A 25,399-nucleotide genomic window follows, 5' to 3' on the forward strand; every position below is an offset into this window, starting at 1 on the left:
ATTGAAAGTAAGCGCCGCTGGCGCTTTATCTTCGCAGTAACGCTGCCAAATAGCGCGCATAGCCAACATAAAGTGTTTGGCAAAAAGGCGACCATCGCACATTGGAGACTGTAATAACACCTGCCGCAAGCTGTTACGAATAGTGCTTAAACTATCAGTATCACTAGCTAGCTCAATCACTCTTTCGCGGTACTCGTCCCAGCTACTTACCACCAATTCAGCCATATCAGCATTAATCAAGTGTGAAGCGCTATGCCGACCAGCAAACGTAGGGCCAGGCAAAGTCACTGCTGGCACGCCCATCAGCAACGCCTCACAGGTACTTAACCCACCGGAGTAAGGCCATGGGTCGAGCGCGATATCAACACGATTATAACTGTTGAGAAGCTCACAATGATTTGCTGGCCCTTCTAGCAACACTCGTTCCCGCTCAATCTCTAAGCTTTCCATTAACGTATAAATACGCTCACAGAAGCTTTCGCTGGTATAGGGCTTTCCCTTCAGAAATAAACGTGAATTCGGTAACTGATGCATCAATGTTGCCCACTCGCTCAATAATTGAGCGTTAAGCTTTGTGGGGTTATTGAAGCAACCTAAGGTGATGAACTCATTAGATATTGCTGGGAGGGGCCCAATGTTAGGCATATAAACTGGTTGAGAATAAACGATATAGTCGTCTGGTAACCGAATTAGTTTTTCAGTGTAGTGCTTGTCTTCACCTTCAGGTGTTTCGATATGGTCACTTATTAAGTAATCAATCGCTTCAACACCGGTAGTGTTGATCAGCCCGCCGACCCATTTAACAATCAACGGTGCAGGCTGCATAGAAATAGCTTTTGAGCGCGTTCCCGCATTGTGGCCCGCTAAGTCGAATAGGATATCAATTTTATCATCGCGCACCTGCTGATTGAACGCTGCATCATCTAGATACTTAATTACCTGCCAATGACTTGCCAGTTTGCGAAAGCGCTTAGTGATAGCGTCACTGCTCACATTTGTGGAGTAAAAGTAAAACTCCATTTCTTCTGGATGAGTACTTTCCAGAGCAGCAATAATCATGTTGCCCACAGGGTGCTGACGAAACCCATCCGAAAACAACCCAATACGTAATTTTCGGGTAGGCGACAAGTCATCGGGAACAGGGCGTGGGAGGGGGTTCTGGACGCCATAACGCTGTTGCCACTCTCGACAAACGGCTGCTATATCGCTTTGCTTTTTGGCTGGGTCGTAATGAAACCCAGTAATCAAATTAGAAAACGGTGTTGGACTATCTCCATACTTAATGGATTGATAGAAGCTATTCGCTGATGCTTCTAACTCACCCAGCTCGCGTTGAACAACACCCAGTTCATTCCAGTACCCCAGGTTTTTCGGGTAACGGCATGTCAAATCTTCAAGTATTATTTCCGCTTCTTCATAACGATTCAGGCCAAAAAGCGCACGTGCCTTAGCATGTAATACATCCGCATTTTCAGGCTCGTAATTTTCGGCTTTTTCTAACCATTTCAAAGCACTGGCAGACAAATGATTATCCTGATCAATCATCGCAAGAATCATCAATGCCCGAACATTACACTCATCTAACGTGAGCGTGTGCTGAGCGCTTTCCTTGGCCAATAAGAACTCACCTGATCCTTGGTAGGCGGCTGCTAGCCAAGCGTGAATATCCGCGGCTCCCTCTTTTAAGTTTACCGCTCGCTGGAACGGCTCAATGGCTTCTGCGTGTTGATTTACGCGAATATAGGCTACTCCTAGCTGCACCCAGGCATTTGCATCGCTGGGTGTTTTATTCGTTAACCGCTTTGCCTGCGCAACTGTGAGCTCCCGCACAGCATTATTAGCAAGTTTAATGCCCGGTTGAGGATAGCGCGCTTTGGATCGAGAAGGTTTAGCCATTGTTAACTCTACGGATAATTATCGTTTAGGTTGTCTTCATTTATAGACTACCTGAGTAGCAGGCAGTTTTGATACGTCCTAAATTCTAACGGCTTAAATAAAAAACCGACCCCACAACAGGGCCGGTTCGTTAAGCGGTGATAGGAGATACCGCCTTAGATTAACCCAACAAAGACAGGACGTTCTGCGGCAGCTGGTTAGCCTGCTGCAGGATCTGAGCACGCGTCATATCGGCTACTTCCATTGCATAGTCAGCATCTTCGATGCGTGAGCGCGCAGCGGAAAGGTTAGTCTCGTTAGTACTTAGGTTGGTGATAGCATCCTCAAAGCGATTCTGTACGGCACCCAGGTCTGAACGGAAAGAGTCGATCTGGCTAAGTGCGTTGTCCAGGGTGCTCAGGGCATCAACGGTAAGCTGAACATCTTTACCATCGGCGTCTTGGGCAATAGAAATGCTAGTAATAGTGCCTGACGTCTGATTGACTTGGACATCAGCTTCATAGGTTGCATCGTTACCAAACTCATCCTGGCCTTGAAGGACATAGCTACCTTCTGGCACATCTGCTACGGTTTCAACTGAAGAAATTACTGCTTGCGTTTGCGCGCCACCCGCTACATTCACATCAGTAGATGCCAGCGCTGTAGAACTAGAATCCCAAGATACTTCACCGGTTTCTTCATCTAGCGTACCAGCGTAGTACTGACCATCATCTGCCTTTACAGCAAAATCGGCAGCTCCTGTATATTCCTTCGGCGTTGGCGCCATTTCCACCATCAGCTTCGATGTTGTAGAGATTATCGCCGGCTGCTGGTGCTGCAACAGAATAATTTATATCCGTAACACCGTTGCCAGCACCCGGATTTTCAATGTTGGATAAAGCAACCTGGGTAGCTTGCAGGTCAGCCGCGGAGCTACAGTTACATCAACAGCATATCCATTCGCCACATCTTCACGAGCAAATAGTTCAACGTCGCCTGCAGTTGCTCCGAAAAAGCCAGTAGTAGCTACGCTAGTCCCTGCAGGAGTAACATCAACACCCGTTAATCCAGTAATATCTGTGCTTGCATTCGTTACACCAATTGACTCAGTAATGGATGTTACAGGTGCACCATCAGCGCCTTCACCAGAGGTGTCATTTTGCTGCAACGCACAGCGAAATCTGAGCCCACTGCAGTGGTTGCACTTGCATCGACCTGGAAGACACCATCAGCCGTAATGTTAGATCCAACCGCACCTGTACCTGGAGTAAACGTATTAACAGCGGATAAAGTACGATTATCGACAACAGCCCCGTCTAGCTCAATTTCGCTAACCGCAGAGAAACTAGTGCTTGACAGCATATTGCGGACATCAAAGGAAGCTACACCTAGCGTACTGCTGTTAGTGGTCTCTAGGTTCACTGAGATGGTTTGGCCATCTTCCGCACCCACTTGGATTTGAAGCGGTTCTGAACTTTCAGATAATACGCGCGTACCGTTAAAGTCAGTTTCTTCTGAAATACGGTTAACTTCATCTTGGATAGACTGTAAATCGTCTTCGCTATTTGTGCCGTTGTAAGTTTTCGTTAACCTGGTTTAAGCCACCTTCCGTTGTCTGGGCAGTAGCTAGACCGGTGATCTGGCTGTTAATGCGCAGGCCAGAGCTCAAGCGTTCCATAGAAGTCTGCAGATCATTCTGAGACTTGCTCAGGTTTTGCTGGCCGATCATCGATGTGATGTTGGTATTGATCACTGACATGGTGTGATACTCCTTGCTTTGGACACTGGCCCTGAGGCCTGCTTTCGGCCACTGTGTGTGCCGTTATATTAATTAACGGCACCGCGAGGAGAATCTTTAGGGAAAGTAGTAAAAATTTATGTAATTTTTGGTGATCGTACGAAAGGCTGGGCTGAGTAATTTAGTCAAGCCACTGCTTTCTTATGCGTAGGAGCGTATCGTAATATCATCCAAAAGCACGAAAGGACAACCCATGACTTCTTTACTCCTCCCGCTACTACTGGCTGGCGTCGCTATTGTGTTAGGGCTAGTGAGCGTTGTGCTGTTTTATAAGGTAGTGATCGCCCCACGTAACGGCTCGACTTCGCCTTCCAAGGCGACAGCCTCGCCGGTGGTACAAGCAGACGCTCCCTCGCATCAAAGCCTGCGCAAAAAATCCCATCAACAGAACAAAAAACCTACTCAGCAGTGCTTGTTCGTGGTGTTTGATGCCCCTAGCCAAGCGATTAATCAAGCGTTGGGAGAGATGTTAAACGCGAAAAACGCATTTTACGAGATAGAGCTGGGTGCCTTCCACCTTCCGCCAGGGCCTCAGGGTTACCCATTGATGGTGGCCAGCGCCACCTCGCCGGGTAAACTACCGCCGCTGCATCAAGAAGGCGAACACACGCCGGTGCAGGGAGTTTCGATCTTGATCCGCTTTTTGAATGCACGCAAAGTTTCACGTAACCCAGATGACTTAATCACCTTTACTCGTGAAGTTGCGGCGTTGGGTGGCCAAATCCTTGATGCTAAACGCAACCCCATTACGGAAGATGCGCTGGCAGCCATGTAACAAGAGGGTAAGTAAACTATAGTCGGGCGAACTACCTTACCGGCAGTATTAACGCAGCTTGCTTTGCTACTGCCTTTCTGACCATGACACAAGAAGTACTAAACTCCCCCGAATCCCTACTGCGCTGAATGCCTGTGCAAAAAACGCAGCGACACGGCAATCTCAAGCGGCGGCTGGGTAAGGCTGAGATCGCTGCGTTCGCGATAACATAGACAGCGCTGTTCCCACTCAGTGTTGGGTTTCAGCACGTAGCTTTTCTACTTCCTCAACGGGTAGTTCTTCAATTTCTGCGATCAGCTGGTCATTCATTTCGGTCAAGGCGATAAGTTTACGCACCGCATGACGTTTGCTTTCTAGCGCACGCAGTTCAGCTTCTTGGCGACCCTCTTGACGGCCTTCATTGCGGCCTTCCTGCCGACCTTCCTGCCGCTCTTTTTGACGCCAGTTTTCTAAATTTTCTGCCAGCATGTCTTTGTCCTCCACTAAGCTATGTAACTGATCCAGGTTGATACCGGCATTCAGCTGTTGCAGGTGGCGCTTTAGCCAGCGGGTTAGAATCTTATCGATCCGCTCTTTATTAGCATCATTTTGGATGATGCCGACGATCCTATCCACGGCTTGCTGTAGCGAAGTGTGGTCTACCGAGGCCTTTTCTATTTCAAACACACCACTTAGAGCACTATGACGCTGCGCCAGTTCCTCACCACTATAAGCGCCTTCATCAATTAAATAATAGCGTAGATGCGGTTGGTAGGGTTGCAAGAAAGCGGGCGGTTCCGGCTGCACCATCTCATATACATCGTGCTTAGCCGTCCAGCGCTCAGTACCGTTATACAACACAATAGGAAAAATAGGCGGCAAGCCTTTACTTGGTGTGGTGGCTTTCGTTTTTAACAGATGATCATAAAAGCAGGCCACATAGTGCATAAGCCGAATGGGCATAGTGCGGTCTACGGTGGATTGAAACTCTAGCAGTAGGTAAAGGTAGACTTCTTGGGTAACCCCTTGCCAATTTACCTGCACGGACCATACCAGGTCTTCAAATTTTTCTTCAAACAGCGGGGTAATGTAATTCCCGCTGTGTAGCTGCAATGTACTGAAATCCATTAATTCGGCGATTTCTAGCGGTGCAAAACCTTCTATCAGTTGCTGGACAAACTCGGGGTAGCTGAAGAGCTCTTTATAGCCAGTATCGTAGTGATTCGCCATGCGCCCTCCTTTCGGGTCTCACTTATCTTAGCATGACAGTATTTTACTGGGCATCTTTGCAAGGTGTGTAGCAAGGCGCACGCAATGATAAAACTACTTTGCTGTGTTAGAAACGGCCGTTAGGCCGCTCTAATGACTGCTATTAATCGCGCCCCAGCTGTGCATCCAGCGCATCGAACTGCTGTGTGAGGTACGAGCTTGTACTGTTCATTTGCGCGATCATTACATCGAGCTGGCTGAACTGGCTACGGTAACGAGAGATCGTACTTTCGATACTTTTTTCCATGCGCTCATAGCGAGTATCCAGGCTTTTTACTTGATTTTCCGCACCTGTGATCGCGCCCTTCAGCACACCGCTATCACCCAGCATTTGCCCAATGGATGCTTCGAGCTTGCCCGCTAGGCCGCCCGCATCTTCGTCACCGGCAAAAAAGTCACTGAGCGCCTGTGGATTATTGGCTACCAAATCGCTTAGCTTGTCGTCATCTGCTTCTAACGTGCCGTCGCGCTGCAGCGTAATCCCTAATTGGCTCAAAGTGGATAACTCGCCTCCTTCCACACCCCCTGTTAATACGCTACGTAGGCGGGACTCAATGGTACGCACTGTGCTGTCGCCTAATAGCTCCGCTGCACTGCCACTCTCGCTGTCAAACGCTGTCAGCGTGCCAATGGTGCCTTTTAACTCGTTAAACGCTTTTACAAAACCGTTAATCGCTTCGCGTTGTTTTAGCGTGTCACGCTCAATATTAACCGTGCTAGAAGCAGTTTCGCCTTCTGCAATACTGAGTTCAGCAAGGTTGAGCGTCACGCCTTGAATAGCGCCTTCAATCTGGTTCTTGGCGCTGCTAATCGTAATGCCATTAACGGTTAACGCCGCATCCTGCCCTTGTTGCTTGGCCCCAGCTTCTGTCGCTTCACCGAATGGGCCGGTTACTGCAGCATCTACAAAGCTAAAACTGTCAATAGAGGCGTCGACACCGGTAGCTTTGGAACTTAGCGCCAGCCGGTAGCCTTCGCCATCGTTGATAATAGTCGCGTTAACGCCTGATTCTTTGTTGGCGTTAATCGAATCACGAATCTCACTTAGCGTACTGTCTGCTGCGACAGCAATATCTACCGAATCGCCATTGCCAAACGTGAGTTTGAGCGCGGTGGCACCTTGCAGGTCGAGCGGTTGATCCTTTGTATCGACACGCGCGGAGGCGAGCGTGCCCGAGGTCGCTAACTGACTAACCTCTACCCGGTAACTACCCGGTAGCGCACTCGCTGTGGTCGTGGCGGTAATACTATCACCACGAACATTAGCGGAAAGGCTTTGATAGAGCTTTGGGTCATTGATTTTGGCTACTGCATCTTGAAACGCATCGAGCGAAGTTTGCAGTTGGCCGTAGGCTGAAATTTTGGCTTGCTGTTGCTCTTTTTGCAGCGTGATGGGGGCGAGCTTGCCACGCTCCGCATCCTGTAGTTGATCCAACAGGCCGGTCAGGTCAAGACCCGAACCAACGCCAAGGGAGGTTATTGTCGCCATACTGGATGTTCCTCAGTGAAAAGGCTAAACCAAATACATTACGCGCATCGTTTGCGCTAGAAAGTTTGATAATTAGCTTATCGACTGAACAGAGGGCAACTTTAGCGCTTTTTCTTCCGCTAGCTGGGCTATTTTGTTTTTATCAACAAAAACGCCTGCTTACGCAGGCGTCGGAAACGTCAATTTCTAGCGGTCAATATCAATCACGACCTAGCTGGGCGTCTAAGGCATCGAACTGCTGAGTGAGGTAGCTGCTCGTTTGGTTCATTTGCGCAATAATTCCATCTAATTGGCCAAATTGCGAGCGATAACGCGAGATGGTTTGATCAATGGATTGCTCCGTGCGGGTGTAACGTTCAACGAGCGATTCTGAGCGATTTTCCGCCCCCGTTATCGCCCCAGTAACAGTCCCATTGGTGCTGAGCAATTGCTCAACCATCGTATTAACCTGCCCCGCCATACCGGTTTCATCTGAACTACCTACAAAAAAGGCTGATAGCGCATCTTGGTTACTGGAAATAGCGTTATCAAGTTCGTCAGAATCGATTTCTAACGTGCCATCTGTCTGCAGTGAAATGCCGATATCACTGAGCATTGAAAACTCACCTTCCACAGCACCACTGAGCACACTGCGCATGCGTGATTCAACGGTACGTACGGCGCTATCGCCTAGCAATTCGCCTGCCGCACCGGTTTCAGCGTCAAAACTGGTTAACTCACCCATGGTGCCTTTTAGGTCATTATAGGCATCCACAAAGCTAGTCACGGCTTCGCGTACGGCGAGTGTGTCCTGCTCTATTTTAACCGTGCTCTCGCCTTCTTCTTGAAGGTTCAGCGTTACGCCCTGAATAGCGCCTTCAACCTGGTTAGTAGGGCTGGTGATCGCGATGCCATTAACGTTTAGCGCGGCATCTTGCCCGCCCTGGGTGATTTCAACATCCGTGGGGGTAACATTGATAACATCATTGAAATTGCTGCTTGCAATCGACGCTTCAGTACCGGTTTCTGACGAACTCAGAGCCAAACGGTAACCTTCGCCATCGTTGATCACTGACGCAGAAACACCGCTATCTTCCCTAGCGTTAATGGCATCACGGATGTCTTCCAGGCTATCGCCCTGCGTAACGCTGATATCAACGCTGCCTTGATCTTGGCCTGTGAAATTTAATGTTAAAGTCGTATCAGTATCGACAAGCTGAACATCCGGTGCATCAACACGGCCCGTGGCCAGTGTTCCAGCGGTCGCTAATTTATCAACGCTTACGTTGTAGCTGCCCGGCTGCGCTTCTGCATCGGCGGTAGCGGTGATCGCTTCTCCACCCACGTTGGTCGAAAGGCTCTCGTAAAGTGCGCTGTCATTGAGCGCATCAGCGGAATCTTGAAACGCTGAAAGCGCGCTTTGCAGCTGGCCGTAGGCGGAAATTTTAGCCTTCTGAGTTTCCTGCTGCTCAATAATCGGCACCAGCTTCTCTTCCTCGGCCTCTTTCAATTGATCTAATAAACCGTTGAGGTCGAGGCCTGAGCCAATACCGAGTGATGAAATGGAAGCCATGCTGTACCGTCCTTTTTTATAACGTCGTGACGTTTATGCTTGCGCTGCCACTGCAGAAACCTGTCTTGCAAAACTTATCGTGCAGAATCTCTCGTGCAAAACTTATCGCGCAACGCCTGTCGTGTCTGAAAATCTATCAATTTACTAATTAAACCTTCGGCTATTTAACAACTAACTTAAGGATTTGTCGCCTTTACTGCGTGTCAAAAAGTAACCGAAGGTAAAGCACATCTTCTTAATTTAAATTTATCCGCCTAGCCACGGCTTCTGCGCCCTACCCCAATGTAACGCAGCCCTGCCTCTTCCACGGCTTCGGGCGTGTACAAATTTCGCCCATCGATAACGACGTTGTCGGCTAGCTGCTCAGCTAGCCAGGTGAAGTCGACACTGCGAAACTCTTTCCATTCGGTGCAAATCACCAGGGCATCGGCGCCTTTCACGGCTTGAATCCGGTCGCCCGCCAGCATCAGGTCATCCCGCTCGCCATAAATGCGGCGGCATTCCGCCATTGCTTCTGGGTCAAACGCTTGCACCTTCGCGCCCGCTTGCCAGAGTGCTTCCATCAAGGTGCGGCTTGGGGCTTCGCGCATATCATCGGTGTTGGGTTTAAACGCCAACCCCCACACCGCGATGGTCTTGCCACTTAGATTGCCTAAGTTATCTTGCAGTTTTGTGAATAGGGTCTGCTTTTGGCGCAAATTAACCGCTTCGACGGCGCTAAGCAGTTCCGGCGTATAGCCTAACTGGCGCGCGGCACGCTCTAACGCCTGAACATCTTTGGGGAAGCAGGAGCCGCCGTAGCCACAGCCTGGGTAGATAAAGTGGTAGCCAATGCGTGGGTCGCTGCCAATGCCTCGGCGCACGTCTTCGACATCCACTTCCAGCCGTTCTGCAAGGTTGGCGATCTCGTTCATAAAGCTGATTTTGGTCGCGAGCATGGCGTTGGCGGCGTATTTGGTCAGCTCGGCGGCCCGCACGCTCATAAACATCAGTTTTTCGTGGTTGCGATTGTAGGGGGCGTAGCACTCTTGCATCCGCGCTTTCACCCGCTCGCTTTCCGTGCCGACAATAATGCGTGCGCCACGGGTAAAATCTTCAATCGCCGCCCCTTCTTTCATAAACTCCGGGTTGGAGCAAACGTCAAAGGCGTGAGAGACGCCGCGCTGTTCAAGCACCTCGCTAATAGCGGCGTGAACTTTTTCGGCAGTTCCCACCGGTACGGTCGACTTATCAATCACCAACTTGTAGCTATCCATATGCTGGCCAATGGTGCGCGCCACTTCCAGCACATAACGTAGGTCGGCACTGCCGTCTTCATCGGGCGGTGTGCCCACGGCGATAAATAACAACTCGCCCTCCGCTACGGCTTGAGCCGCATCGGTCGTAAAGCGTAAGCGCCCTGCGGCTACGTTGTGGGTAACGATAGTGCTAAGCCCTGGCTCAAAAATCGGTACGTCGCCCGCATTAAGCTGCGCAATCCGCTCGGCGTTAACATCCATACAGGTGACTTGATGGCCCACATCGGCTAAACAAGCGCCCGCGACAAGGCCGACATAGCCGGTTCCGAATACACTGATATGCATGACACATTGACTCACTAAGGTACGTGGCAGCGAGCGTAGCACATTGGCTTGCGGTTGATGAGCGCTAGCGCACGAATGCTCGCGCGGATTATAGACCTTGGTCTAACATCGCCCTTAGTCTATAATGCGCTGCAACAAGCCCCTATTGGGCTGACCGCAGGAGATCATTCGATGCCTCCAGTACTAATGTCTTTAGAGCTTAGTCCTCCCGAGCTGGCAACAGAACGCCCTCTCCAAGCGTCTCGTGGGCTGCAAACGTTCAACGCAGCCTTCGCCAATGTTTGTCGATTGCCGCTGAACTGCTTTACGACCACGGTCATGTGCTAGAAACCATCACCCTGCCCCAGCGCGGCTTAGCCCAACGCGAGCTTGTCGCGCTTAGCGCAGCTGCGCCCACCTGGGCAACCTGCCAGCAAGTGATGGAAACTAGTGAAGCTGCCACCTTTAATGAGTATGGCCGCTTTGTATTGACCGGCCTTGGCCGCGAGATGATGTTTGATATGTTTGGTCAGGGTGCTGCTGATTGCGCATAAAAAAACCGCCCACAGCTTTCGCTTGTGGGCGGTTTTTTGCTTGGCTTATTGTATGGGGCTTAGCGTAGGCCAAGCATCGACAGAATGAACAGCACAACGACGATCAGGCCAATAATGTAGATAATATTACGCATAGGGCGCTCCTTGCTTATTGCGTTTTAGGTAAAATCAAAGGGTTGCTTACCCATGAGCCAACACCCCCATCCTAGCAGGCTTTTTCTTGTTTTGCGTAATTCCACTGCCTCCCTCTAGTCGAAAGTGACTACTCTTGTGCTATCCAAGGCGTTGGTATTTTTCGTCAAAGGCGCGCTGAATAAGCTTCTGCTGCTGGTTATCGATCTCTAATTCATGACAAAGGGTCGGCCACCCAGCAAGGGCATCAAGGGTTTGCTCAATGTAGAGATCCGGATCTAAGTACCGAAAGGGTGCGCACACCTGTTTTAGCTTCTTCCGGGTAGCCACGCCTGCGCCGCTGATAGAGGTGGTGTGCTCATCTGCATAACCCCTAACAGGGGCATAAGTAAGGTCATAAGCTGGCGCCAACGTCCACCGCCCATGATCATGCAAAAAAGCGAAGTTCTTTGCGTGGTCATCATGGTTGTGGGTCAGGGCATTGAACACCATCAGCCTCGCCATTCGCTCAACGTCTTCTGAATGGCGGGTGAACGCGTTAGTTGCCTTCAACAGGTCTGAATAGTCCAGCGAGGGGGCGCTGTAATCAGCATAGAGAATACCGCTAGCCGTCATCATGTGAATTTTGCTATTACCATTGCGATCAAAACGCTGAGCGGAAAAGAAACGTTCGATGCCCGTTGCAGAGTTGATCTCAATCAGCCTACTCGCAGCCATTTTCACCCCAGCAAGCTCTGCCAGCAATGAATAGGCGTACTCAATGGCACCAGTGTCCCGATGCTCGTTGGGTGCGCGGAATTTCACTAGCCAGTGCTGGTAGCCAGCCGAAAGGTCTTTGAACGAGGTACTGCAATGACGTCCATTAGGAGACAAAGCGACGACAACCTTGGGCCGGGCACCAGCCGGAGAACCACCAGCCAATCTTAGGGCGTTCAGAGTGGACGAAGTCTCACCTTCATAGACAGCATGAGAGGCCTGATAAAGTTGTTCCAAGTCGATATTGTCTTCATCGACGGTACGCTCGAGAACGGGGCGATACTCTAGCGCTCCCATCCCCCTGTCGGCCATGTAAGCCAACCGGTCAAGAGGAGAAATGTCTCTCCGGTCTTTTTCATATTCGGCAAGAAAATAACGATCCATGAGCAGCATTCCCCAACCATCTGGCAGCGAGTCAGCAAATGCCCCCGGCAGACCAGCAAAAAGAAGTGGATCGGCCGCCTTTTGTGGTTGAGTAGTAAAATCCATATTCAAGGGCGACAAATTGAAGCCTTCCGCCACCCACTGGGGGTAATAGGCAAAGTAGATCCCCTGTCGACTAGCGACCAGTTCCCCTACTGGGTTACCTGCTAGCAGCACCTCTACAGTGTTGATCCGCTTCATTTTCGCCCCCGGGTGCGACCTGTCCGTTTGATTTCTTCAAGGGATACTGGGTGCTCATGCTTGAATATTTCGGCAATTTGACCTGTTGCGCCCAGTGCCGTGGCAATGAGTACAAGCCCTTCGAGGGTTATTTGCCCATGAGACTCGAATCGTTTAATGGTGGACTCGGAAACACCCGCCATCTGCGCCAAGGTTCTACGGGAAAGGTTCTGCGCCAATCGGGTTTCCCGTGCGTTAGCACCGACCTGCTGGGCCAGTTCGCCAGGCGCAAGCAGAGAGTGGGTCAGGGCCATAGTAACTCTCTCAATAAAGGGTCATTTATAAAACACTATATACTAAAACTGGCTATAAAAGCTCAAAAATGAGCCATTCATATAAATATTCAGTTCAGTCTCAGGCGCAGAAAGTGTCACCTAACCTTAATGCTCGCGGCTACCTGTAGCGGAACCTCTTCGGCTTCTTAGCCTCGAACCTTTGCCACTTATACCGAAGGTATTGCGATGCGCGTTACTCCTTTGCTTGTTTCGTTTGCTGTTATGTCGTTGTTCGCTACTTCTGCCGCAGCAGCAAATAAACCCTCTGCAACAGCACTCCAGGCACTAGGCCAGCAAACCCGCCAGCTTGAACGTATTCACAGCATGGTAGTGGCCTACAATGGCGAGATTATCCATGAACATCATCAAGGTGGGCCGGGGGTGGCATCGCCTGCCAATATTAAATCGCTCTCCAAAACCGTGCTGGCAGCGGTCACTGGTGCGGCGATTGAGGCGGATATTATCGACTCCGTCGAGCAGCCCATGGTGGATTTGTTTGGCGAGCATCTTCCTAGCGGTGTTGATCCAAAAGTCAGCGAGATCACGGTGGCCCATCTACTCGCACTGCAGGCGGGGCTTGAGCGTACCTCCGGCAGTAACTATGGCGCTTGGGTAGCCAGTGACAACTGGGTTAACGATGCCATTACTCGCCCTTTTGTGGATGAACCCGGCGGGGAAATGCTCTATTCAACCGGCACCAGCCATCTGCTTTCCGCCGCACTCACCCATACCAGCGGTGAGACGACCCATGCGCTTGCACAACGCCTGCTAGGCGATCCGCTCAATATCACTATCCGCCCGTGGCTACGCGACCCGCAAGGCATCTATTTTGGTGGCAATGATATGCAGCTCTCACCACGGGCATTGATTGAGGTGGGCGAGCTGTATCGCAACGACGGGCTAGTCATTGATGAATCTGGAAATGAGCAGCGGGTTCTGCCGGAAGGCTGGGTAGAAACATCGTGGCAGCCGCGTGGCACCTCTCGCTGGACAGGCGACGGATACGGTTTCGGTTGGTTTATTACTCAGTTAGCGGGGGAAAATGTTTACTACGGGCGCGGCTATGGTGGCCAAGCGCTGTTTGTTATTCCCGAGCGTGAGATGACAGTCGTGATCACCTCAGACCCCAACCCACCCTCGCCGGGCGGGCAGTTCCAGCAGCGGCTGAATGGGCTGGTGGAGGAGCTATTGGCGCAAGACCCGCAGTAGCTACCGGTTAAACGCCGGACACAATAAAACGCTTCAATTTATAACAGATTCATCGCGATAAAGGCGCAGGTAGCGCCAAACAGCGCGAATCCCAGCAGTAACGCCACGCCATCGCGGGCAACCAGGCCTAGCCCCAACAGCGACAGCGCCAGCCCCGCGCCGTTGGCTGAAAAGGGGATAAACTCCATGGGCGGCATGGCGAGTGCGATAAGCAGGCACACAACCGCCGTTACGCGGATACCGATATACCCAGTCAGCCACGGCAGACGAACCTTCAGCAGCCCGTCCACCCAGCGGGCGGGCTTTTTCATGTAATGAATGCCTTTATCAAACTTTTGGCGCGAAATTGAGCGCTTTAATAGCCATTTAGGCAGCCAAAACGTTTCACTACCCGCTAATAATTGCACTGACACCAGCAACACCAGCGCGGCCATCAGCGTGGGCATACCGGGTATATCGCCAATAATCGGCGTCAGGGTAATTAAGCCAGCCACCAGCAGGAGCGGCCCAAACGAGCGCCGACCTACGGCATAAACCACATCATCAACGCTGATTCGAGGAGCGTCCTGCTCCATGTTCTCTATTGAGTCAATTAGGTCCATTAAATTCGAGTCTTCATTGCGGTTATGCATCGTGGTTATTGCGCTCCTCTACGTGCAGTTTGGTGCGGATAAAATCACTGTGGCTGACATGTAGCAAATCCGCGAGGCGGCGAATGCGGTGCTCTTCTAGCGGGTCAACATTGCCGTCGGCCCAAGCCAGTTGCCACATTTGTGCCACCAACTCACAGCGCTGGCCGTAGTTATAGTGCTCTTTAATCAGGCTAACGAACTGGTAGTGATCAACGGCCTCATCTACTTCCGCCTGAGCAAGCGACATTAGCTCTTCTACATCGCTTTCGCTTAGTCGGTAGCGCTCAATTAGCATGCTGCGCAGTGTGGCCAGCTCTTCGTCGGTGGTGTCGTAATCAGCGCGGACGATTTCACACAGCAGCGCGGCGGTGGCAAGCTCCAGCGTCAGCGTTTGGTTTTCACGCTGTTCAGGTTGCGCCAGCGTGCGTTGGAAAAAATCACTAATGGCATTCAGCATTGGGGTCTCCATTTAGCATGGTTAGTGCTGATCAAGCAGAACTTCCAAGCTATCTGCCGTCAGAATCTGCACTACCCATTCATCTAGCTGTGCGTCTGAAGCCAATGTTAGGCGCTGATCTGCCCAATCGGGCATCTCGCCAAACTTTAAGGCGATTTGCTTACGCAACGTACCTTCCACTCCTTCATGACGCCCTTCTTGACGCTCTTTCTCTCGCTCAAAGCGCTCAACAGTGTTGACATAAGGCATGTGTTTTTCCTCCTGTATGGCGTAGACCGCCTGGACAAATTCGGACTCCAGTGCTCTCGGTAGCTGGAGCATCCAGTCGATAATATTGAACAACCGTACAATCTGTTCACGGCTGTAGCCCCGTTCATACAGCAGCCGAATGAGAGCAATCTTGACATCCTTGCGTGTGGCGCCGTCCTTCAATCGCTTAGCGTAGACCTGGGCCATCACCACCAGCGCAAAGACATTGTCGCTGGTTTCCAGCTCCGTCCAGCGAGCTTCCCAATCAATCAGTTTAGCCGTGGGGAAGGTAAAGGTCAGCTCGCACCCCCAACGCTGATAGCGGAAAGTAGTGGGTCGGAAGCTATCGCGGGTATCAGCCAGCACCGCCAGGCTCACCACGTCCACCCCATAGCGGTCACGGAGCCGGTACTGATAGGTGTACATTCGCTCAGCAAAAGCCTCCTCCGGCTCTCCCTGCACTTCAACGTGGATCAGCACCCAAGTCTCGCTGCCATCTTGTGCATAGACCTTGATCAGCTTATCAGCGTAACGCCTACCACTGTTGGCATCCGCCGTGATCTGCTGTAGCTCCTTATCGAGAAAGCTAAAGCCTTTCGACCAATCCACTTGTTCATGAATGGCTGGGAACAATAGCGCCAAAAACTCTTGGAAGTACCCTTCCAGCGCCATCTTCCAAGGGCTGTCGTGGTCGGCGGGTCGGGAGGTATCCGCTTCGCTCATGCAAGCTCCTATTTCAACTACTCGAATCTAGCATAGAGCTCTTCTGGCTAGATATCCTTACCTCAATCCTGCTTGGTGAGCTGCTCTCTTAATTGCTTGGGCACTTGCTTAATGATCAAGCGATCCTGGGCAGCATCGTACTCAATGCTTGAACCAAGCAGGTGGGAGTCAAAACTAATCGAGACGCCGCCCGCACGCCCGGTGAAGCGGCGAAATTGGCTCAAGGTGCGCTTATCGGGGGGGATTTCCGGCGAGAGCCCGTAATCGGCGTTGCGGATATGCTCATAAAACGCTTTGGGCTGCTGTTCGTTGACCAAGCCGGAAAGTTCTTCCAGGGTCATCGGCTCGCCACGGCGCAATTGCTCATTGGCGTAATCGACCAGCGTGTCGGTTTTTTCACGGCTCACTTCGTCGTCGTAATCCTCTTTCTCGACATAGTCGCTAAACGCTTTTAGTAGCGTGCGGGTTTCCGCCGGGCCATCAACGCCCTCTTCCATGCCCAGTAAGGCAACCAAGCCCTCGGCGAGTTTTTTGCCGCCGCGATCTTTTAGGAACGAGACATACTGCGCACTCGGGGCATCGCTCTGCCACTGGGTAAGATTGATGCGCGCTGCCAGCGTAAGCTGGCTGGTATTGAGCTGGGCCGCGGGCACCGCGTGGTGCTCAGCATTAATGCCAATCCCTTCACGCTGGTGAACCAGTGCGATCAGCAGAGTTTCCGTATCGCCCTGGCGCTGGTGGCTGATCACTAGGTAACCACTGACTGACAACTGCTCTTGAAGCTGCTTGGCCAGCCGTTCGGCCAGTGCCACAGAAAGCTCAGCAAAACTCTGTTCATCGGCAAGATAAGCACGCAGCCACACCGCAAGCGGCCCTGCTGATTCGCCCTCGTCGGCAAAGCGCCCCCAACCTTTGGGCTTAGTGTTGTAGGTGTCGTTCAGCGCACCCACTAGGCTTGTCATTACCGGGTCGTCGCTGGGAGCCGCCTGTTCTTGGGGCGCAGCGGTTAGGGTTAGGCGCTCACCGTCTAGTGTCGGGTCAAGGCGGTGCACAATACTTTGCAGTAGTGGCATAAAGGTCTACTAGCTTCCAGGGTTTAAAAAGGATCAGGGTTTAAGGCGGTAACCGGTGCGAAAAATCCAGCCAATCGTGGCCAAGCAAGCCACCAGGAACAGGGTGATCATGCCCACGCTTGCCGCTAGGCTAACATCGCTAATACCGTAAAAGCTCCAGCGAAAGCCGCTCACTAGGTACACCACAGGATTGGCCAAGGTGATGGTTTGCCAAAACGGCGGCAGCATATCAATAGAGTAGAAGCTGCCGCCCAAAAAGGTCAGCGGCGTGATCACCAGCAGCGGCACCAGCTGTAGCCGGTCAAAGCCATCCGCCCATATACCAATGATAAAGCCGAGCAGGCTAAAGGTGACCGCCGTTAGCACGAGGAAGAAGAGCATCCAAAAGGGATGAGCAATCTCCAGCGGCACAAAGAAGTTTGAGGTCGCCAGGATAATCAGCCCCAGCAAGATCGATTTTGAAGCTGCCGCGCCCACGTAGCCAATCACTATCTCTAAATGTGAAATAGGCGCTGAAAGCAGCTCATAAATACTGCCGGAAAACTTCGGGAAAAAGATACCGAAGGAGGCGTTGGAAACGCTTTGCGTCAGCAGCATCAGCATAATCAGACCCGGCACGATAAAGGCGCCGTAGCTAACCCCATTGACCTCACTGATCCGCGAGCCGATCGCGGCACCGAACACCACAAAATAGAGCGATGTGGAGATGACAGGCGAGACAATGCTCTGCAGTAACGTGCGGCGCGTACGGGCCATTTCGGCCATATAGATGGCGCGAACGGGGTGAAGATTCATGCGCGCTCCTTAACCAAATCGACAAAAATATCTTCAAGCGAGCTTTGCCGAGTATTGAGATCTTTAAAGGTAACCCCTTCCCGCTCCAGCGCAGTTAAAAACTCTGAAATCGCGTGACCGTCCTCTTCCTGGCTGCCATCGTAGGTATAGATCAATTCAAACCCTTCAGCGGCTAAGCTTAGTTCAAAGCGTTGTAGGTTCGCAGGTATCTCTGTCAGCGGGCTGTGTAAGTTCAGTGTTAGCTGCTTGCTGCCCAACTTGCTCATCAAGGCGGCTTTCTCTTCTACCAGCACCAGTTCACCGCGATTAATGACGCCGATGCGGTCGGCCATCTCTTCGGCTTCTTCGATGTAGTGGGTGGTCAATATGATCGTCACGCCGTTATCGCGCAGTTGGCGCACGACATCCCACATCTCACGGCGCAGTTCAACGTCGACCCCGGCGGTGGGCTCATCCAGAAATAGAATGCGCGGCTCATGCGATAGCGCTTTGGCGATCAACACACGGCGTTTCATGCCGCCCGAGAGCGTCATGAGCCGGTTGTTGCGCTTATCCCAGAGCGCCAGCGACTTGAGCACTTTCTCGATATGGGCCGGATTAGGCGCTTTGCCAAACAGGCCGCGGCTGAAACTAACCGTGTTCCAGACGGTTTCAAATGCTTCGTTGGTCAGTTCTTGGGGCACTAGCCCAATGCGCTCGCGGGCTTGGCGGTAGTGGGTAATATTATCAAACCCATCGACCATGACATGGCCAGCGGTGGGATTGACCAAGCCACACACCACGCTAATCAGCGTTGTTTTCCCTGCTCCATTGGGGCCAAGCAGCGCAAATATTTCGCCACGGTGAATGGTTAAATCAATATGGGTTAACGCCTGAAAGCCACTTTCATAGGTTTTATTCAGGCCGCTAATAGTAATAATTGGGTCGTTCAAGGCGTACTCCTCACACCGCGGTTTAACAACCGCGGTGCTTGACGGCCTTTTAGGCGAAATTAAGAGCGTTTGGTTAGGAAAAGTTAAGTGCGGCTGGTGACTTCGAGCAGGTGATAACCAAACTGGGTTTTCACCGGGCCGTGCACTTGGCCGACCTCGTCATTGAAGACGACCTTATCGAACTCAGGCACCATTTGGCCGGGGCCAAAACTGCCGAGGTCGCCGCCTTGGCGGCTGGAGGGACAGCTGGAGTGCTCTTTGGCGACTTCAGCAAAATCACGGCCGTTTTCGATTTCTTTCTTGAGTGCTAGGCACTGCTCTTCGCTGCTGACTAGAATGTGGCGGGCGCTGGCTTGTGTCATAAGTTGCTCCTGACTAAGTAGGTTCTGAGAATCATTCGGGGCAGTAGTTTACCACGGCTTACCCAGGGCTCCGCTATAACGCAACGCTTCACCGACACTGGCCAAGGCGCGCTCGTGAGCGCTTACCGCCGCTGGCCCGCGAGTACAGCTAACGATCACCCACGGCCCTTCGGTGGTGGTCTCAACGTTGGCACGCTCGGCAATACCGGCATCGCAACTGCGCCGCTGCTGAGTGCCGGTTTTATGGGCAAAGTTTATGCCTTCCCCCAGGCCCGCTTTAAGACGCCGTTTGCCGGAACTGGTTCGCTGCATCACCGCTAATAGGGTTTGTCGCTGCTCGGCGCTTAAGTCATCTATGCCGCCGTGCAGGCTAGCTAGTAAGTCGCCAAAGGCGCGTAAGGTGCCCACGTTTTCGCCGGTGGCTTCATAGGCATCAAACGCCTGGTCGTAATCGGGCTGGGTAAAGGATTCTGTGCGAACGCCTAACGCGCGGGCCAACGCCTGGGCACGCTGGCTTACCGCATGCTGGCGCAGAGCGATAAAATCCATTCCACCAAGCGCGCGCGCATCAGGGTGAAGCTCGCCATAAACGCCCTGGCGCACGCCGACCAGTTTAGAGATGGGGCCGATCTCGTCAGGGTTGCCGCCGCTTGCCGCGATCATGGTACGAGCGCGCTCGTTGACGGCATCCAGCCCCACTCGATCAATCAACATATCGGTAGCGGTGTTATCGCTGACGGTAATCATCTGCTCCATCAAGTAGCGGATGGAGATGGGCGTACCGGGGTCGTGCCAGTTGGTAGGTCCCGCGCCATCGACAAAGTCACTTTGGGCAAGCGTTAGCCGCTCATCCAGCGTCAGGGTGCCTGCCTGACGTTCGGCCAGCACTTGCGCCGCCACCGGTATTTTAATCAGCGAGGCTAAATACCAAGGGGCATCGGCGCGCCAGGAAAAAGCTTCACCACTGACGAGGTTTTGTACATAAACGCCCAGTTCGCCCTCAAATACCCCTTCGATAGCCTTCAAACGAGAGGCTAAATCGCCCTGCCAAGCGCTCTGCTTATCGACTTCATAGTACCAATTTGTTTCGTACCCATGTGCGTGTGCAGGGAGCACTATGAGCAGTGCAATCGCAATAAAAAACCCGCATTGAATCCAGTATCGCAAATCGTTACTCCAGCCGTTATTAATCGCTTTTAGCGGTGGTTAGCCATCCAGCGGGTCAGCCCAATCCACGCCGCGGCGCCAAGTATCAACAGGCCACCCACGCCCAGTGCCTGTGGGTAGGTGTACATTCCCTCGCCTTCCCACAAAAAGCGGAGCACTAAAAAGATCATCACAATATGGAAAATAAACGCTTTCAGGGCATCTGAACCGACCATCGTCAGCGGTAAAAGTGCCTTGGCGGCTTTGGCGCCCCCGGCTAACGCCAGCGCTAACAGCACCAGTGCCCCGCCCAAGCTAAACAGCATGAACTCAAGCCCTGGCGGGTGTTTACCAACATTATTGGCAACGGCGAGCATCGCCGCTTGTACATCGCCACTGGCAAACGCCAGTGCATAAAACCCCGCCACCATCAGCGCACCCAGACCCAGTAGCGTAAACACTAAGCGTCGGCGAGAGGCCGGTTCAAAATAGCAACGGAGTAACGCTTCACCGATAAGCAGCCCGACTAGAATCATCGGTGCGCGGCTGATCTGCCCCCAGGTGTAATGGTCTTCGTGATCCACTAGCAGCGCTTTCAGAATATCGTTGCCACCAAACGTAAGACTCTGCAGCCAGACGGTCAGCGCGGTTAATGCACCAATCGTAGCGAGTCGACTCCACAGCGGTGCCCGCGCCCATAGCGGTAACATCAGCGGCACCCAAAGCAGCGCAATGGCATAGAAACCTAAGATTTCGACCCAAATCGCAAAGCGCCCATAGAGCAAGGCATCGACGATCTCGTTAGGTGGGTAGTAGGGAAGCATTTCAAAGATAGTCAGCGCCTTGTACCAAAACCATACTTCTACGGCACGTAGCCAGAGCTTTAAGCGGCGCCTTGGCCAATCGTCACTTTGGGTATGCGAAAGAAACGCCACGGCCAGCGCGATGCCAAACACCATAATAAACAGCGATGAGGAGAATTTGGTCAGAAAATGGATCGGCACCATTCCCCAATCGGGCACATTTCGAATGCCGACGAGACCGCTAATGGCGTGGCTTATGATCATTAAGCCAATGGCTAGACCTCGCGCCAAATCAATCGCTTCTATACGACCTTCTGCTTTGGGCAGTTGGGGCTTTTCTGTCCAGTTCAGAGGCATCCAATTCAGCGGCATCGAAACGTCCTTGTAGGGGCAAGGATCAAATCATTACGCAAAACGAGGCGTTACACCATAACCAACAGACTTCCTCTAGGCCCAGCCAGCGTCCACCGCCAGCTCTTGGCCAGTAATGGCTTTGCTTTCCGCGCTGGCTAAAAACAGCACGGCGGGAGCGATATGTTGGGGCTCAAGGCGAATTTTTAGGCACTGGCGCTCTTGAATGGTGATTTCGTCCTCGGGACTAATCCACTTTTCGATCTGCCGTTCGGTCATCACTGCGCCGGGCACCAGCGTATTAACGCGAATATTGTGTTCGCCCAGGTCGCGGGCCAGGCTGCGGGTTAAGCCATGCACTGCGGCTTTGGCGGTGACGTAGGCGGGCAAACCGCCGAGCGCCATTTGTACACTGACTGAGCCAAAATTAATGATCGACCCTCCGCCCGTTTGCATCATCTGTTCAGCCGCCGCCTGGGCGGCAAAGAACATGGGTCGTAGGTTGAGCGACATGCGTTCATCCCAGTAGGCAGCATCGACATCCTGCCAACGGTGACGATCATCGCTTGCGGCATTGTTCACGAGCGTATGGATCGGCCCGACGTTTTGGCCGGTATCGGCGATGACCTTTTGCAGACTTTCCACATCGCGAATATCGCAGTGGTGGTAAAGCGGTGGCTCCCCGGCTGCGGCACTAAGCTCGGCGACCAACGCCTCGCTGGCTTCGTCGTTGATATCGACAAATACCACCCGTGCGCCCTGATGATGAAAGGCACGGGTCAGCGAAGCACCAATGCCGCTGCCGCCGCCGGTAATAAAGACCACACGCTGCTCAAGGCACCTATAACGCGCTAAGGGCTGGTTCATAGCGGCTCTCTCTTGATGTTGTTGTTATCTCAGGTGGCCGTCTTCACATATCCACCCACTGCCCACCGGCGGCGGACGAGGCCAGTGCGCGGGTAATAAACGTTAAACCATCGACACCGTCGGCCACGCCCGGTGTTTGCATCGCCAGCTCATCAGCGTGGTCACCCCGTTGGTGGGCGTGAATTTGCACGGCGAAATCGCGATAGAGCTGGGCGAAGGCTTCGAGATAGCCTTCCGGATGCCCCGGTGGAATTCGCGCAGCCGCCATGGCGGCGTCGCCTAGGCCTGGGCCGTTGCGAGTCAATAGCCGTGTGGGCTCACCCAGCGGCGAATGGACTAACTGATTGGGCGTTTCCTGGCGCCAGGCAAGGCCACCAAGGCTTCCATAAACGCGCAGCTGCAGGCCGTTTTCGTTGCCCGGCGCGACTTGGCTCGACCAAAGCATTCCCCGGGCTCCGCCCTTGAAGCGCAGCAGCATATGGACGTTGTCATCCAGCGCGCGCCCTTCGACAAAGGTGTGCATATCGGCGGCGAGTGATTCCAGTTGCAACCCAGTGACATAGCGCGCCAGGTGATACGCGTGAGTGCCGATATCGCCTAAGCAGCCAGCTGGCCCGCTACGTTTGGGATCGGTGCGCCATTCGGCCTGCTTTACGCCGCTCTCTTCCAAGCGGGTGGAGAGCCAATCTTGCGGGTACTCCACCTGGACGACGCGGAGATCACCCAGCTCACCGTTGGCCACCATCTCGCGCGCTTGGCGAACCAATGAGTAGCCGGAGTAGTTATGGGTCAAGCCAAAGAACAATCCCGTCCGTTCCACCAGCTCGGCGAGGGTTTGCGCCTCTTCCAGGGTGATCGTCATCGGCTTGTCGCAGATAACGTGAAAGCCTGCTTCTAAAAAGATGCGCGCTACGTCGAAGTGCACATGGTTGGGCGTGACAATGGCGACCACATCAATGCCATCCGATCGCTGCCGCTCTGCTTCGGCCATGGTTTGGTAGTCGGGATAAGCGCGATCTGCGGCCACGTGCAGTTCTGCGGCCGCGGCCCGGCTGCGCTCGGGGTCAGAGGCAAAGGCCCCGGCCACCAGTTCGTAATGGTCATCCAACCGAGCAGCGATGCGGTGTACCCCGCCGATAAATGCTCCCTGGCCACCGCCGACCATGCCCAGGCGCAGCCGACGCGGCGTGTCGTGTTGAGTACTCATGTCGTGTTGCTCTCCGCTGTCATTGAATTAATTGGTTGAATTAATTGAGGCGCGTTATTAAAGACCGAGGATACGGCGATTGGCGGCCTGGTCGGAGCCGCCGTCAGCGAAGTCATCAAACGCCCTCTCGGTGACATGAATAATGTGGTCGCGGATAAAGGTTGCGCCTTCACGGGCGCCGACTTCTGGATGCTTCAAGCAGCACTCCCACTCCAGCACCGCCCAGCCGTGATAGTCGTTAGCCGCCATCCAGGAAAAGATCGACTTGAAGTCGATTTGGCCATCGCCCAGGGAGCGAAAACGCCCTGCGCGCTCCGTCCACGACTGGTAGCCGGAATAAACGCCTTGCTTGGGGCTGGGATTAAACTCGGCGTCCTTAACGTGGAACATCTGAATATGGTCGCGATACACATCCAGAAAGCCGCGGTAGTCGAGCTGCTGCAAGATCAGGTGGCTAGGATCATAAAGGATGTGGCAGCGTGGATGGTTGCCGACCCGATCGAGGAACATCTCAAAGGTGATGCCATCGTGCAGGTCTTCGCCGGGGTGGATCTCGTAGCAGAGGTTCACGCCCGCCTCGTCAAAGGCGTCCAGAATCGGCCGCCAACGTTTCGCCAACTCATCGAACGCGGTTTCGATCAATCCTACCGGTCGCTGGGGCCAGGGGTAGACGTAGGGCCACGCAAGCGAGCCCGAAAAGGTGCCGTGGTCGGTTAAACCAAGGTTTTGCGACGCCTTGGCTGCTAGCTTTAGCTGTTCGACGGCCCACGCCTGACGCACTTTGGGATTACCGCGCACTTCGGGTACCGCAAAGCCATCGAACATCTCATCATAAGCGGGATGCACCGCCACTAGCTGGCCCTGAAGGTGGGTGGAGAGTTCGGTGAGTGCTAAGCCGTGCTGGGCCAGAGTGCCTATCACCTCATCACAGTAAGTGCGGCTCTCGGCAGCGCGTTTTAAATCGAACAGGCGGGCATCCCAACTGGGAATCTGTACGCCCTGATAACCCAGCCCCGCCGCCCAGCCAGCAATGCTATCCAGGCTATTAAAAGGAGCTTCGTCACCAGCGAACTGGGCGAGAAAGAGCGCAGGCCCTTTGATTGTTTTCATAGGACTCTCTCAATATCGTTTGGATTCAGTGAGCAGATAGGCGCGGGTGGGGTTGGTGTTTTTCACCCGCGCCTTTTGGTCATACCGTGATCAGAACGGCGAGTCAGGGAAGTAGTACTGCTCGGCGTTCTCCTGGGTAATCAGCGGCGAACCCAGAATGTATTCGCCCAGCACGGGGCCATTGGAGACAAAGTGCTGAACGGTCAGATCCATGGCGGTGGCAATCATCGCGGGCGGATAGAGCACATCCACCGGCACCAGCTCATCACCGTCCATGACCCGCTTGATGATGTCCTTCATGCCCGCCCCGCCGACGATAAACAGCTCTTCTTCGCGATCCGCTTGGCGTACCGCCTCAATGACACCCAGCGCAATGTCGTCATCCTGCGCCCAAACGGCATCGATATTCTCGAAACGTGCTAAATAGTCCTGCATGACCTCGAAACCATCATCGCGATTCCAGTTGGCGTGCTGCATATCGAGAATATTGATCTCAGAGCCTTCAATCGCCTCTTGGAAACCTTGCACACGTTCGTCGTCAATCACCGTGGGAATACCGCGCAGCACCACAATGTCGCCTTCATCATCAAGGCGTTCGCGGATGTATTCGCCGGAAACGCGGCCTAACTCATGGTTGTTGCCCGCGACATAGAGATCCTGGATCCCCTCTTCCGTCAGGCCTCGATCTACCACGGTCACGAACACGCCGGATTCTTTAACCCGGCGCACCGGATCGGTCAGCGGGCCAGACTCGAACGGCAGCACCACCAGCGCATCAATATTTCGCAGCGACACCAAGTCCTC

25 protein-coding genes and 1 pseudogene are annotated in these 25,399 nt (G+C 53.1%); 3 read left to right on the forward strand and 23 right to left on the reverse strand.

The features are described 5' to 3' along the window. From CXF87_RS09125 to CXF87_RS21935, 4 genes are all read right to left on the reverse strand, one after another. The coding region (locus CXF87_RS09125; RefSeq protein ID WP_157826483.1) for an O-linked N-acetylglucosamine transferase, SPINDLY family protein at nt 1-1,896 on the reverse strand (1,896 nt) is incomplete at its 3' end. Between the two features lie 160 nt (nt 1,897-2,056). Next, entirely contained in the window at nt 2,057-2,716 is a 660-nt protein-coding gene (locus tag CXF87_RS22325; RefSeq protein ID WP_332870633.1) for a flagellin, read from the reverse strand. Nucleotides 2,717-2,725: 9 nt separating this feature from the next. Further along, nucleotides 2,726-3,043: a hypothetical protein gene (locus CXF87_RS21745; RefSeq protein WP_198556037.1), complete on the reverse strand. Its 318-nt coding sequence runs from the start codon at nt 3,041-3,043 to the stop codon at nt 2,726-2,728. Nucleotides 3,044-3,436: 393 nt separating this feature from the next. Further along, nucleotides 3,437-3,634 carry a flagellin N-terminal helical domain-containing protein gene (locus tag CXF87_RS21935; protein ID WP_232774852.1) on the reverse strand — a complete coding sequence of 66 codons (198 nt, stop codon included), beginning with the start codon at nt 3,632-3,634 and terminating at the stop codon, nt 3,437-3,439. A gap of 232 nt (nt 3,635-3,866) precedes the next feature. On the opposite strand from CXF87_RS21935, the gene CXF87_RS09140 reads away from it, so the two are divergent. Beyond that, a complete protein-coding gene (locus tag CXF87_RS09140) occupies nt 3,867-4,448 on the forward strand; it encodes a cell division protein ZipA C-terminal FtsZ-binding domain-containing protein (RefSeq protein ID WP_101146415.1) in 582 nt (193 codons plus the stop codon). A 228-nt stretch (nt 4,449-4,676) separates the two neighbouring features. On the opposite strand, the gene CXF87_RS09145 is transcribed toward CXF87_RS09140, so the two are convergent. The 4 genes from CXF87_RS09145 to CXF87_RS09160 form a co-directional block, all read right to left on the reverse strand. Next, on the reverse strand, nt 4,677-5,657 hold the full coding sequence (locus CXF87_RS09145; protein WP_101146416.1) for an Rpn family recombination-promoting nuclease/putative transposase: 981 nt from the start codon (nt 5,655-5,657) through the stop codon (nt 4,677-4,679). Between the two features lie 142 nt (nt 5,658-5,799). Then, entirely contained in the window at nt 5,800-7,185 is a 1,386-nt protein-coding gene (gene fliD, locus CXF87_RS09150; protein ID WP_101146417.1) for a flagellar filament capping protein FliD, read from the reverse strand. 199 nt (nt 7,186-7,384) lie between these two features. After that, nucleotides 7,385-8,737, reverse strand: a complete 1,353-nt coding sequence (gene fliD / locus CXF87_RS09155; RefSeq protein WP_101146418.1) for a flagellar filament capping protein FliD — start codon at nt 8,735-8,737, stop codon at nt 7,385-7,387. Nucleotides 8,738-8,991: 254 nt separating this feature from the next. Further along, a complete protein-coding gene (locus CXF87_RS09160) occupies nt 8,992-10,320 on the reverse strand; it encodes a UDP-glucose dehydrogenase family protein (protein ID WP_101146419.1) in 1,329 nt (442 codons plus the stop codon). Between the two features lie 281 nt (nt 10,321-10,601). Here CXF87_RS09160 and CXF87_RS09165 point away from each other — a divergent pair, with 281 nt between their 5' ends. Next, nucleotides 10,602-10,853 (forward strand): hypothetical protein, encoded by a 252-nt coding sequence (locus CXF87_RS09165; protein ID WP_101146420.1) that lies wholly within the window; start codon nt 10,602-10,604, stop codon nt 10,851-10,853. Nucleotides 10,854-11,126: 273 nt separating this feature from the next. Here the strand turns inward: CXF87_RS09165 and CXF87_RS09170 are convergent, their stop codons facing one another. Then, nucleotides 11,127-12,365 carry a type II toxin-antitoxin system HipA family toxin gene (locus CXF87_RS09170; protein ID WP_101146421.1) on the reverse strand — a complete coding sequence of 413 codons (1,239 nt, stop codon included), beginning with the start codon at nt 12,363-12,365 and terminating at the stop codon, nt 11,127-11,129. After that, a complete protein-coding gene (locus CXF87_RS09175; RefSeq protein ID WP_101146422.1) occupies nt 12,362-12,658 on the reverse strand; it encodes a helix-turn-helix domain-containing protein in 297 nt (98 codons plus the stop codon). Before CXF87_RS09175 ends, CXF87_RS09170 begins: the two co-directional genes overlap by 4 nt. A 207-nt stretch (nt 12,659-12,865) precedes the next feature. Between CXF87_RS09175 and CXF87_RS09180 the strand changes: the two genes are divergently transcribed. Then, on the forward strand, nt 12,866-13,888 hold the full coding sequence (locus tag CXF87_RS09180) for a serine hydrolase domain-containing protein (protein ID WP_101146423.1): 1,023 nt from the start codon (nt 12,866-12,868) through the stop codon (nt 13,886-13,888). Nucleotides 13,889-13,926: 38 nt separating this feature from the next. Here CXF87_RS09180 and CXF87_RS09185 read toward each other — a convergent pair whose 3' ends face one another. The 13 genes and pseudogenes from CXF87_RS09185 to CXF87_RS09245 all read right to left on the reverse strand — a co-directional run. Next, complete coding sequence (locus tag CXF87_RS09185; RefSeq protein WP_035561488.1) at nt 13,927-14,520, reverse strand: exopolysaccharide biosynthesis protein; 594 nt, start codon at nt 14,518-14,520, stop codon at nt 13,927-13,929. After that, entirely contained in the window at nt 14,513-14,977 is a 465-nt protein-coding gene (locus CXF87_RS09190) for a tellurite resistance TerB family protein (RefSeq protein ID WP_035561485.1), read from the reverse strand. Before CXF87_RS09190 ends, CXF87_RS09185 begins: the two co-directional genes overlap by 8 nt. A 21-nt stretch (nt 14,978-14,998) precedes the next feature. Beyond that, nucleotides 14,999-15,949, reverse strand: coding sequence for a hypothetical protein (locus tag CXF87_RS09195; protein ID WP_101146424.1), 951 nt, complete (start codon nt 15,947-15,949; stop codon nt 14,999-15,001). Between the two features lie 62 nt (nt 15,950-16,011). Further along, nucleotides 16,012-17,022, reverse strand: a complete 1,011-nt coding sequence (locus CXF87_RS09200; protein WP_101146425.1) for a nucleoid-associated protein — start codon at nt 17,020-17,022, stop codon at nt 16,012-16,014. A gap of 33 nt (nt 17,023-17,055) precedes the next feature. Beyond that, on the reverse strand, nt 17,056-17,817 hold the full coding sequence (locus tag CXF87_RS09205) for an ABC transporter permease (protein ID WP_008959452.1): 762 nt from the start codon (nt 17,815-17,817) through the stop codon (nt 17,056-17,058). Continuing rightward, nucleotides 17,814-18,749: an ABC transporter ATP-binding protein gene (locus CXF87_RS09210; RefSeq protein ID WP_101146426.1), complete on the reverse strand. Its 936-nt coding sequence runs from the start codon at nt 18,747-18,749 to the stop codon at nt 17,814-17,816. Before CXF87_RS09210 ends, CXF87_RS09205 begins: the two co-directional genes overlap by 4 nt. Nucleotides 18,750-18,832: 83 nt before the next feature. Beyond that, nucleotides 18,833-19,120 (reverse strand): annotated as a pseudogene (locus CXF87_RS09215) (peptidylprolyl isomerase); the annotation flags it as partial. Between the two features lie 39 nt (nt 19,121-19,159). After that, nucleotides 19,160-20,278, reverse strand: a complete 1,119-nt coding sequence (locus CXF87_RS09220) for a serine hydrolase (protein WP_232774855.1) — start codon at nt 20,276-20,278, stop codon at nt 19,160-19,162. Between the two features lie 29 nt (nt 20,279-20,307). Then, entirely contained in the window at nt 20,308-21,432 is a 1,125-nt protein-coding gene (locus tag CXF87_RS09225; RefSeq protein WP_101146427.1) for a heparan-alpha-glucosaminide N-acetyltransferase domain-containing protein, read from the reverse strand. Nucleotides 21,433-21,507: 75 nt separating this feature from the next. Next, nucleotides 21,508-22,278: an SDR family NAD(P)-dependent oxidoreductase gene (locus tag CXF87_RS09230; protein ID WP_101146428.1), complete on the reverse strand. Its 771-nt coding sequence runs from the start codon at nt 22,276-22,278 to the stop codon at nt 21,508-21,510. A 43-nt stretch (nt 22,279-22,321) separates the two neighbouring features. Further along, nucleotides 22,322-23,485 (reverse strand): Gfo/Idh/MocA family protein, encoded by a 1,164-nt coding sequence (locus tag CXF87_RS09235; protein WP_101146429.1) that lies wholly within the window; start codon nt 23,483-23,485, stop codon nt 22,322-22,324. A gap of 57 nt (nt 23,486-23,542) precedes the next feature. Then, on the reverse strand, nt 23,543-24,595 hold the full coding sequence (locus CXF87_RS09240; RefSeq protein WP_101146430.1) for a sugar phosphate isomerase/epimerase family protein: 1,053 nt from the start codon (nt 24,593-24,595) through the stop codon (nt 23,543-23,545). 90 nt (nt 24,596-24,685) lie between these two features. After that, nucleotides 24,686-25,399 (reverse strand): substrate-binding domain-containing protein (locus tag CXF87_RS09245; RefSeq protein ID WP_101146431.1); only part of this gene is annotated, 714 nt, incomplete at its 5' end.

The sequence above is a fragment of the Halomonas sp. MES3-P3E genome (assembly GCF_002836035.1).
Lineage (GTDB): Bacteria > Pseudomonadota > Gammaproteobacteria > Pseudomonadales > Halomonadaceae > Vreelandella > Vreelandella arctica.

What these genes read in the sequence shown, in the direction of transcription:
- CXF87_RS09235 (WP_101146429.1), bottom strand. Translation starts at nt 23,485, where the DNA reads ATGAGTACTCAACACGACACGCCGCGTCGGCTGCGCCTGGGCATGGTC.
- fliD (WP_101146418.1), bottom strand. Translation starts at nt 8,737, where the DNA reads ATGGCTTCCATTTCATCACTCGGTATTGGCTCAGGCCTCGACCTCAAC.
- CXF87_RS09160 (WP_101146419.1), bottom strand. Translation starts at nt 10,320, where the DNA reads ATGCATATCAGTGTATTCGGAACCGGCTATGTCGGCCTTGTCGCGGGC.
- CXF87_RS21935 (WP_232774852.1), bottom strand. Translation starts at nt 3,634, where the DNA reads ATGTCAGTGATCAATACCAACATCACATCGATGATCGGCCAGCAAAAC.
- CXF87_RS09145 (WP_101146416.1), bottom strand. Translation starts at nt 5,657, where the DNA reads ATGGCGAATCACTACGATACTGGCTATAAAGAGCTCTTCAGCTACCCC.
- CXF87_RS09175 (WP_101146422.1), bottom strand. Translation starts at nt 12,658, where the DNA reads ATGGCCCTGACCCACTCTCTGCTTGCGCCTGGCGAACTGGCCCAGCAG.
- CXF87_RS09200 (WP_101146425.1), bottom strand. Translation starts at nt 17,022, where the DNA reads ATGCCACTACTGCAAAGTATTGTGCACCGCCTTGACCCGACACTAGAC.
- CXF87_RS09240 (WP_101146430.1), bottom strand. Translation starts at nt 24,595, where the DNA reads ATGAAAACAATCAAAGGGCCTGCGCTCTTTCTCGCCCAGTTCGCTGGT.
- CXF87_RS09140 (WP_101146415.1), top strand. Translation starts at nt 3,867, where the DNA reads ATGACTTCTTTACTCCTCCCGCTACTACTGGCTGGCGTCGCTATTGTG.
- CXF87_RS09205 (WP_008959452.1), bottom strand. Translation starts at nt 17,817, where the DNA reads ATGAATCTTCACCCCGTTCGCGCCATCTATATGGCCGAAATGGCCCGT.
- CXF87_RS09225 (WP_101146427.1), bottom strand. Translation starts at nt 21,432, where the DNA reads ATGCCGCTGAATTGGATGCCTCTGAACTGGACAGAAAAGCCCCAACTG.
- fliD (WP_101146417.1), bottom strand. Translation starts at nt 7,185, where the DNA reads ATGGCGACAATAACCTCCCTTGGCGTTGGTTCGGGTCTTGACCTGACC.
- CXF87_RS09180 (WP_101146423.1), top strand. Translation starts at nt 12,866, where the DNA reads ATGCGCGTTACTCCTTTGCTTGTTTCGTTTGCTGTTATGTCGTTGTTC.
- CXF87_RS09230 (WP_101146428.1), bottom strand. Translation starts at nt 22,278, where the DNA reads ATGAACCAGCCCTTAGCGCGTTATAGGTGCCTTGAGCAGCGTGTGGTC.
- CXF87_RS09190 (WP_035561485.1), bottom strand. Translation starts at nt 14,977, where the DNA reads ATGCTGAATGCCATTAGTGATTTTTTCCAACGCACGCTGGCGCAACCT.
- CXF87_RS09185 (WP_035561488.1), bottom strand. Translation starts at nt 14,520, where the DNA reads ATGCATAACCGCAATGAAGACTCGAATTTAATGGACCTAATTGACTCA.
- CXF87_RS09195 (WP_101146424.1), bottom strand. Translation starts at nt 15,949, where the DNA reads ATGAGCGAAGCGGATACCTCCCGACCCGCCGACCACGACAGCCCTTGG.
- CXF87_RS09170 (WP_101146421.1), bottom strand. Translation starts at nt 12,365, where the DNA reads ATGAAGCGGATCAACACTGTAGAGGTGCTGCTAGCAGGTAACCCAGTA.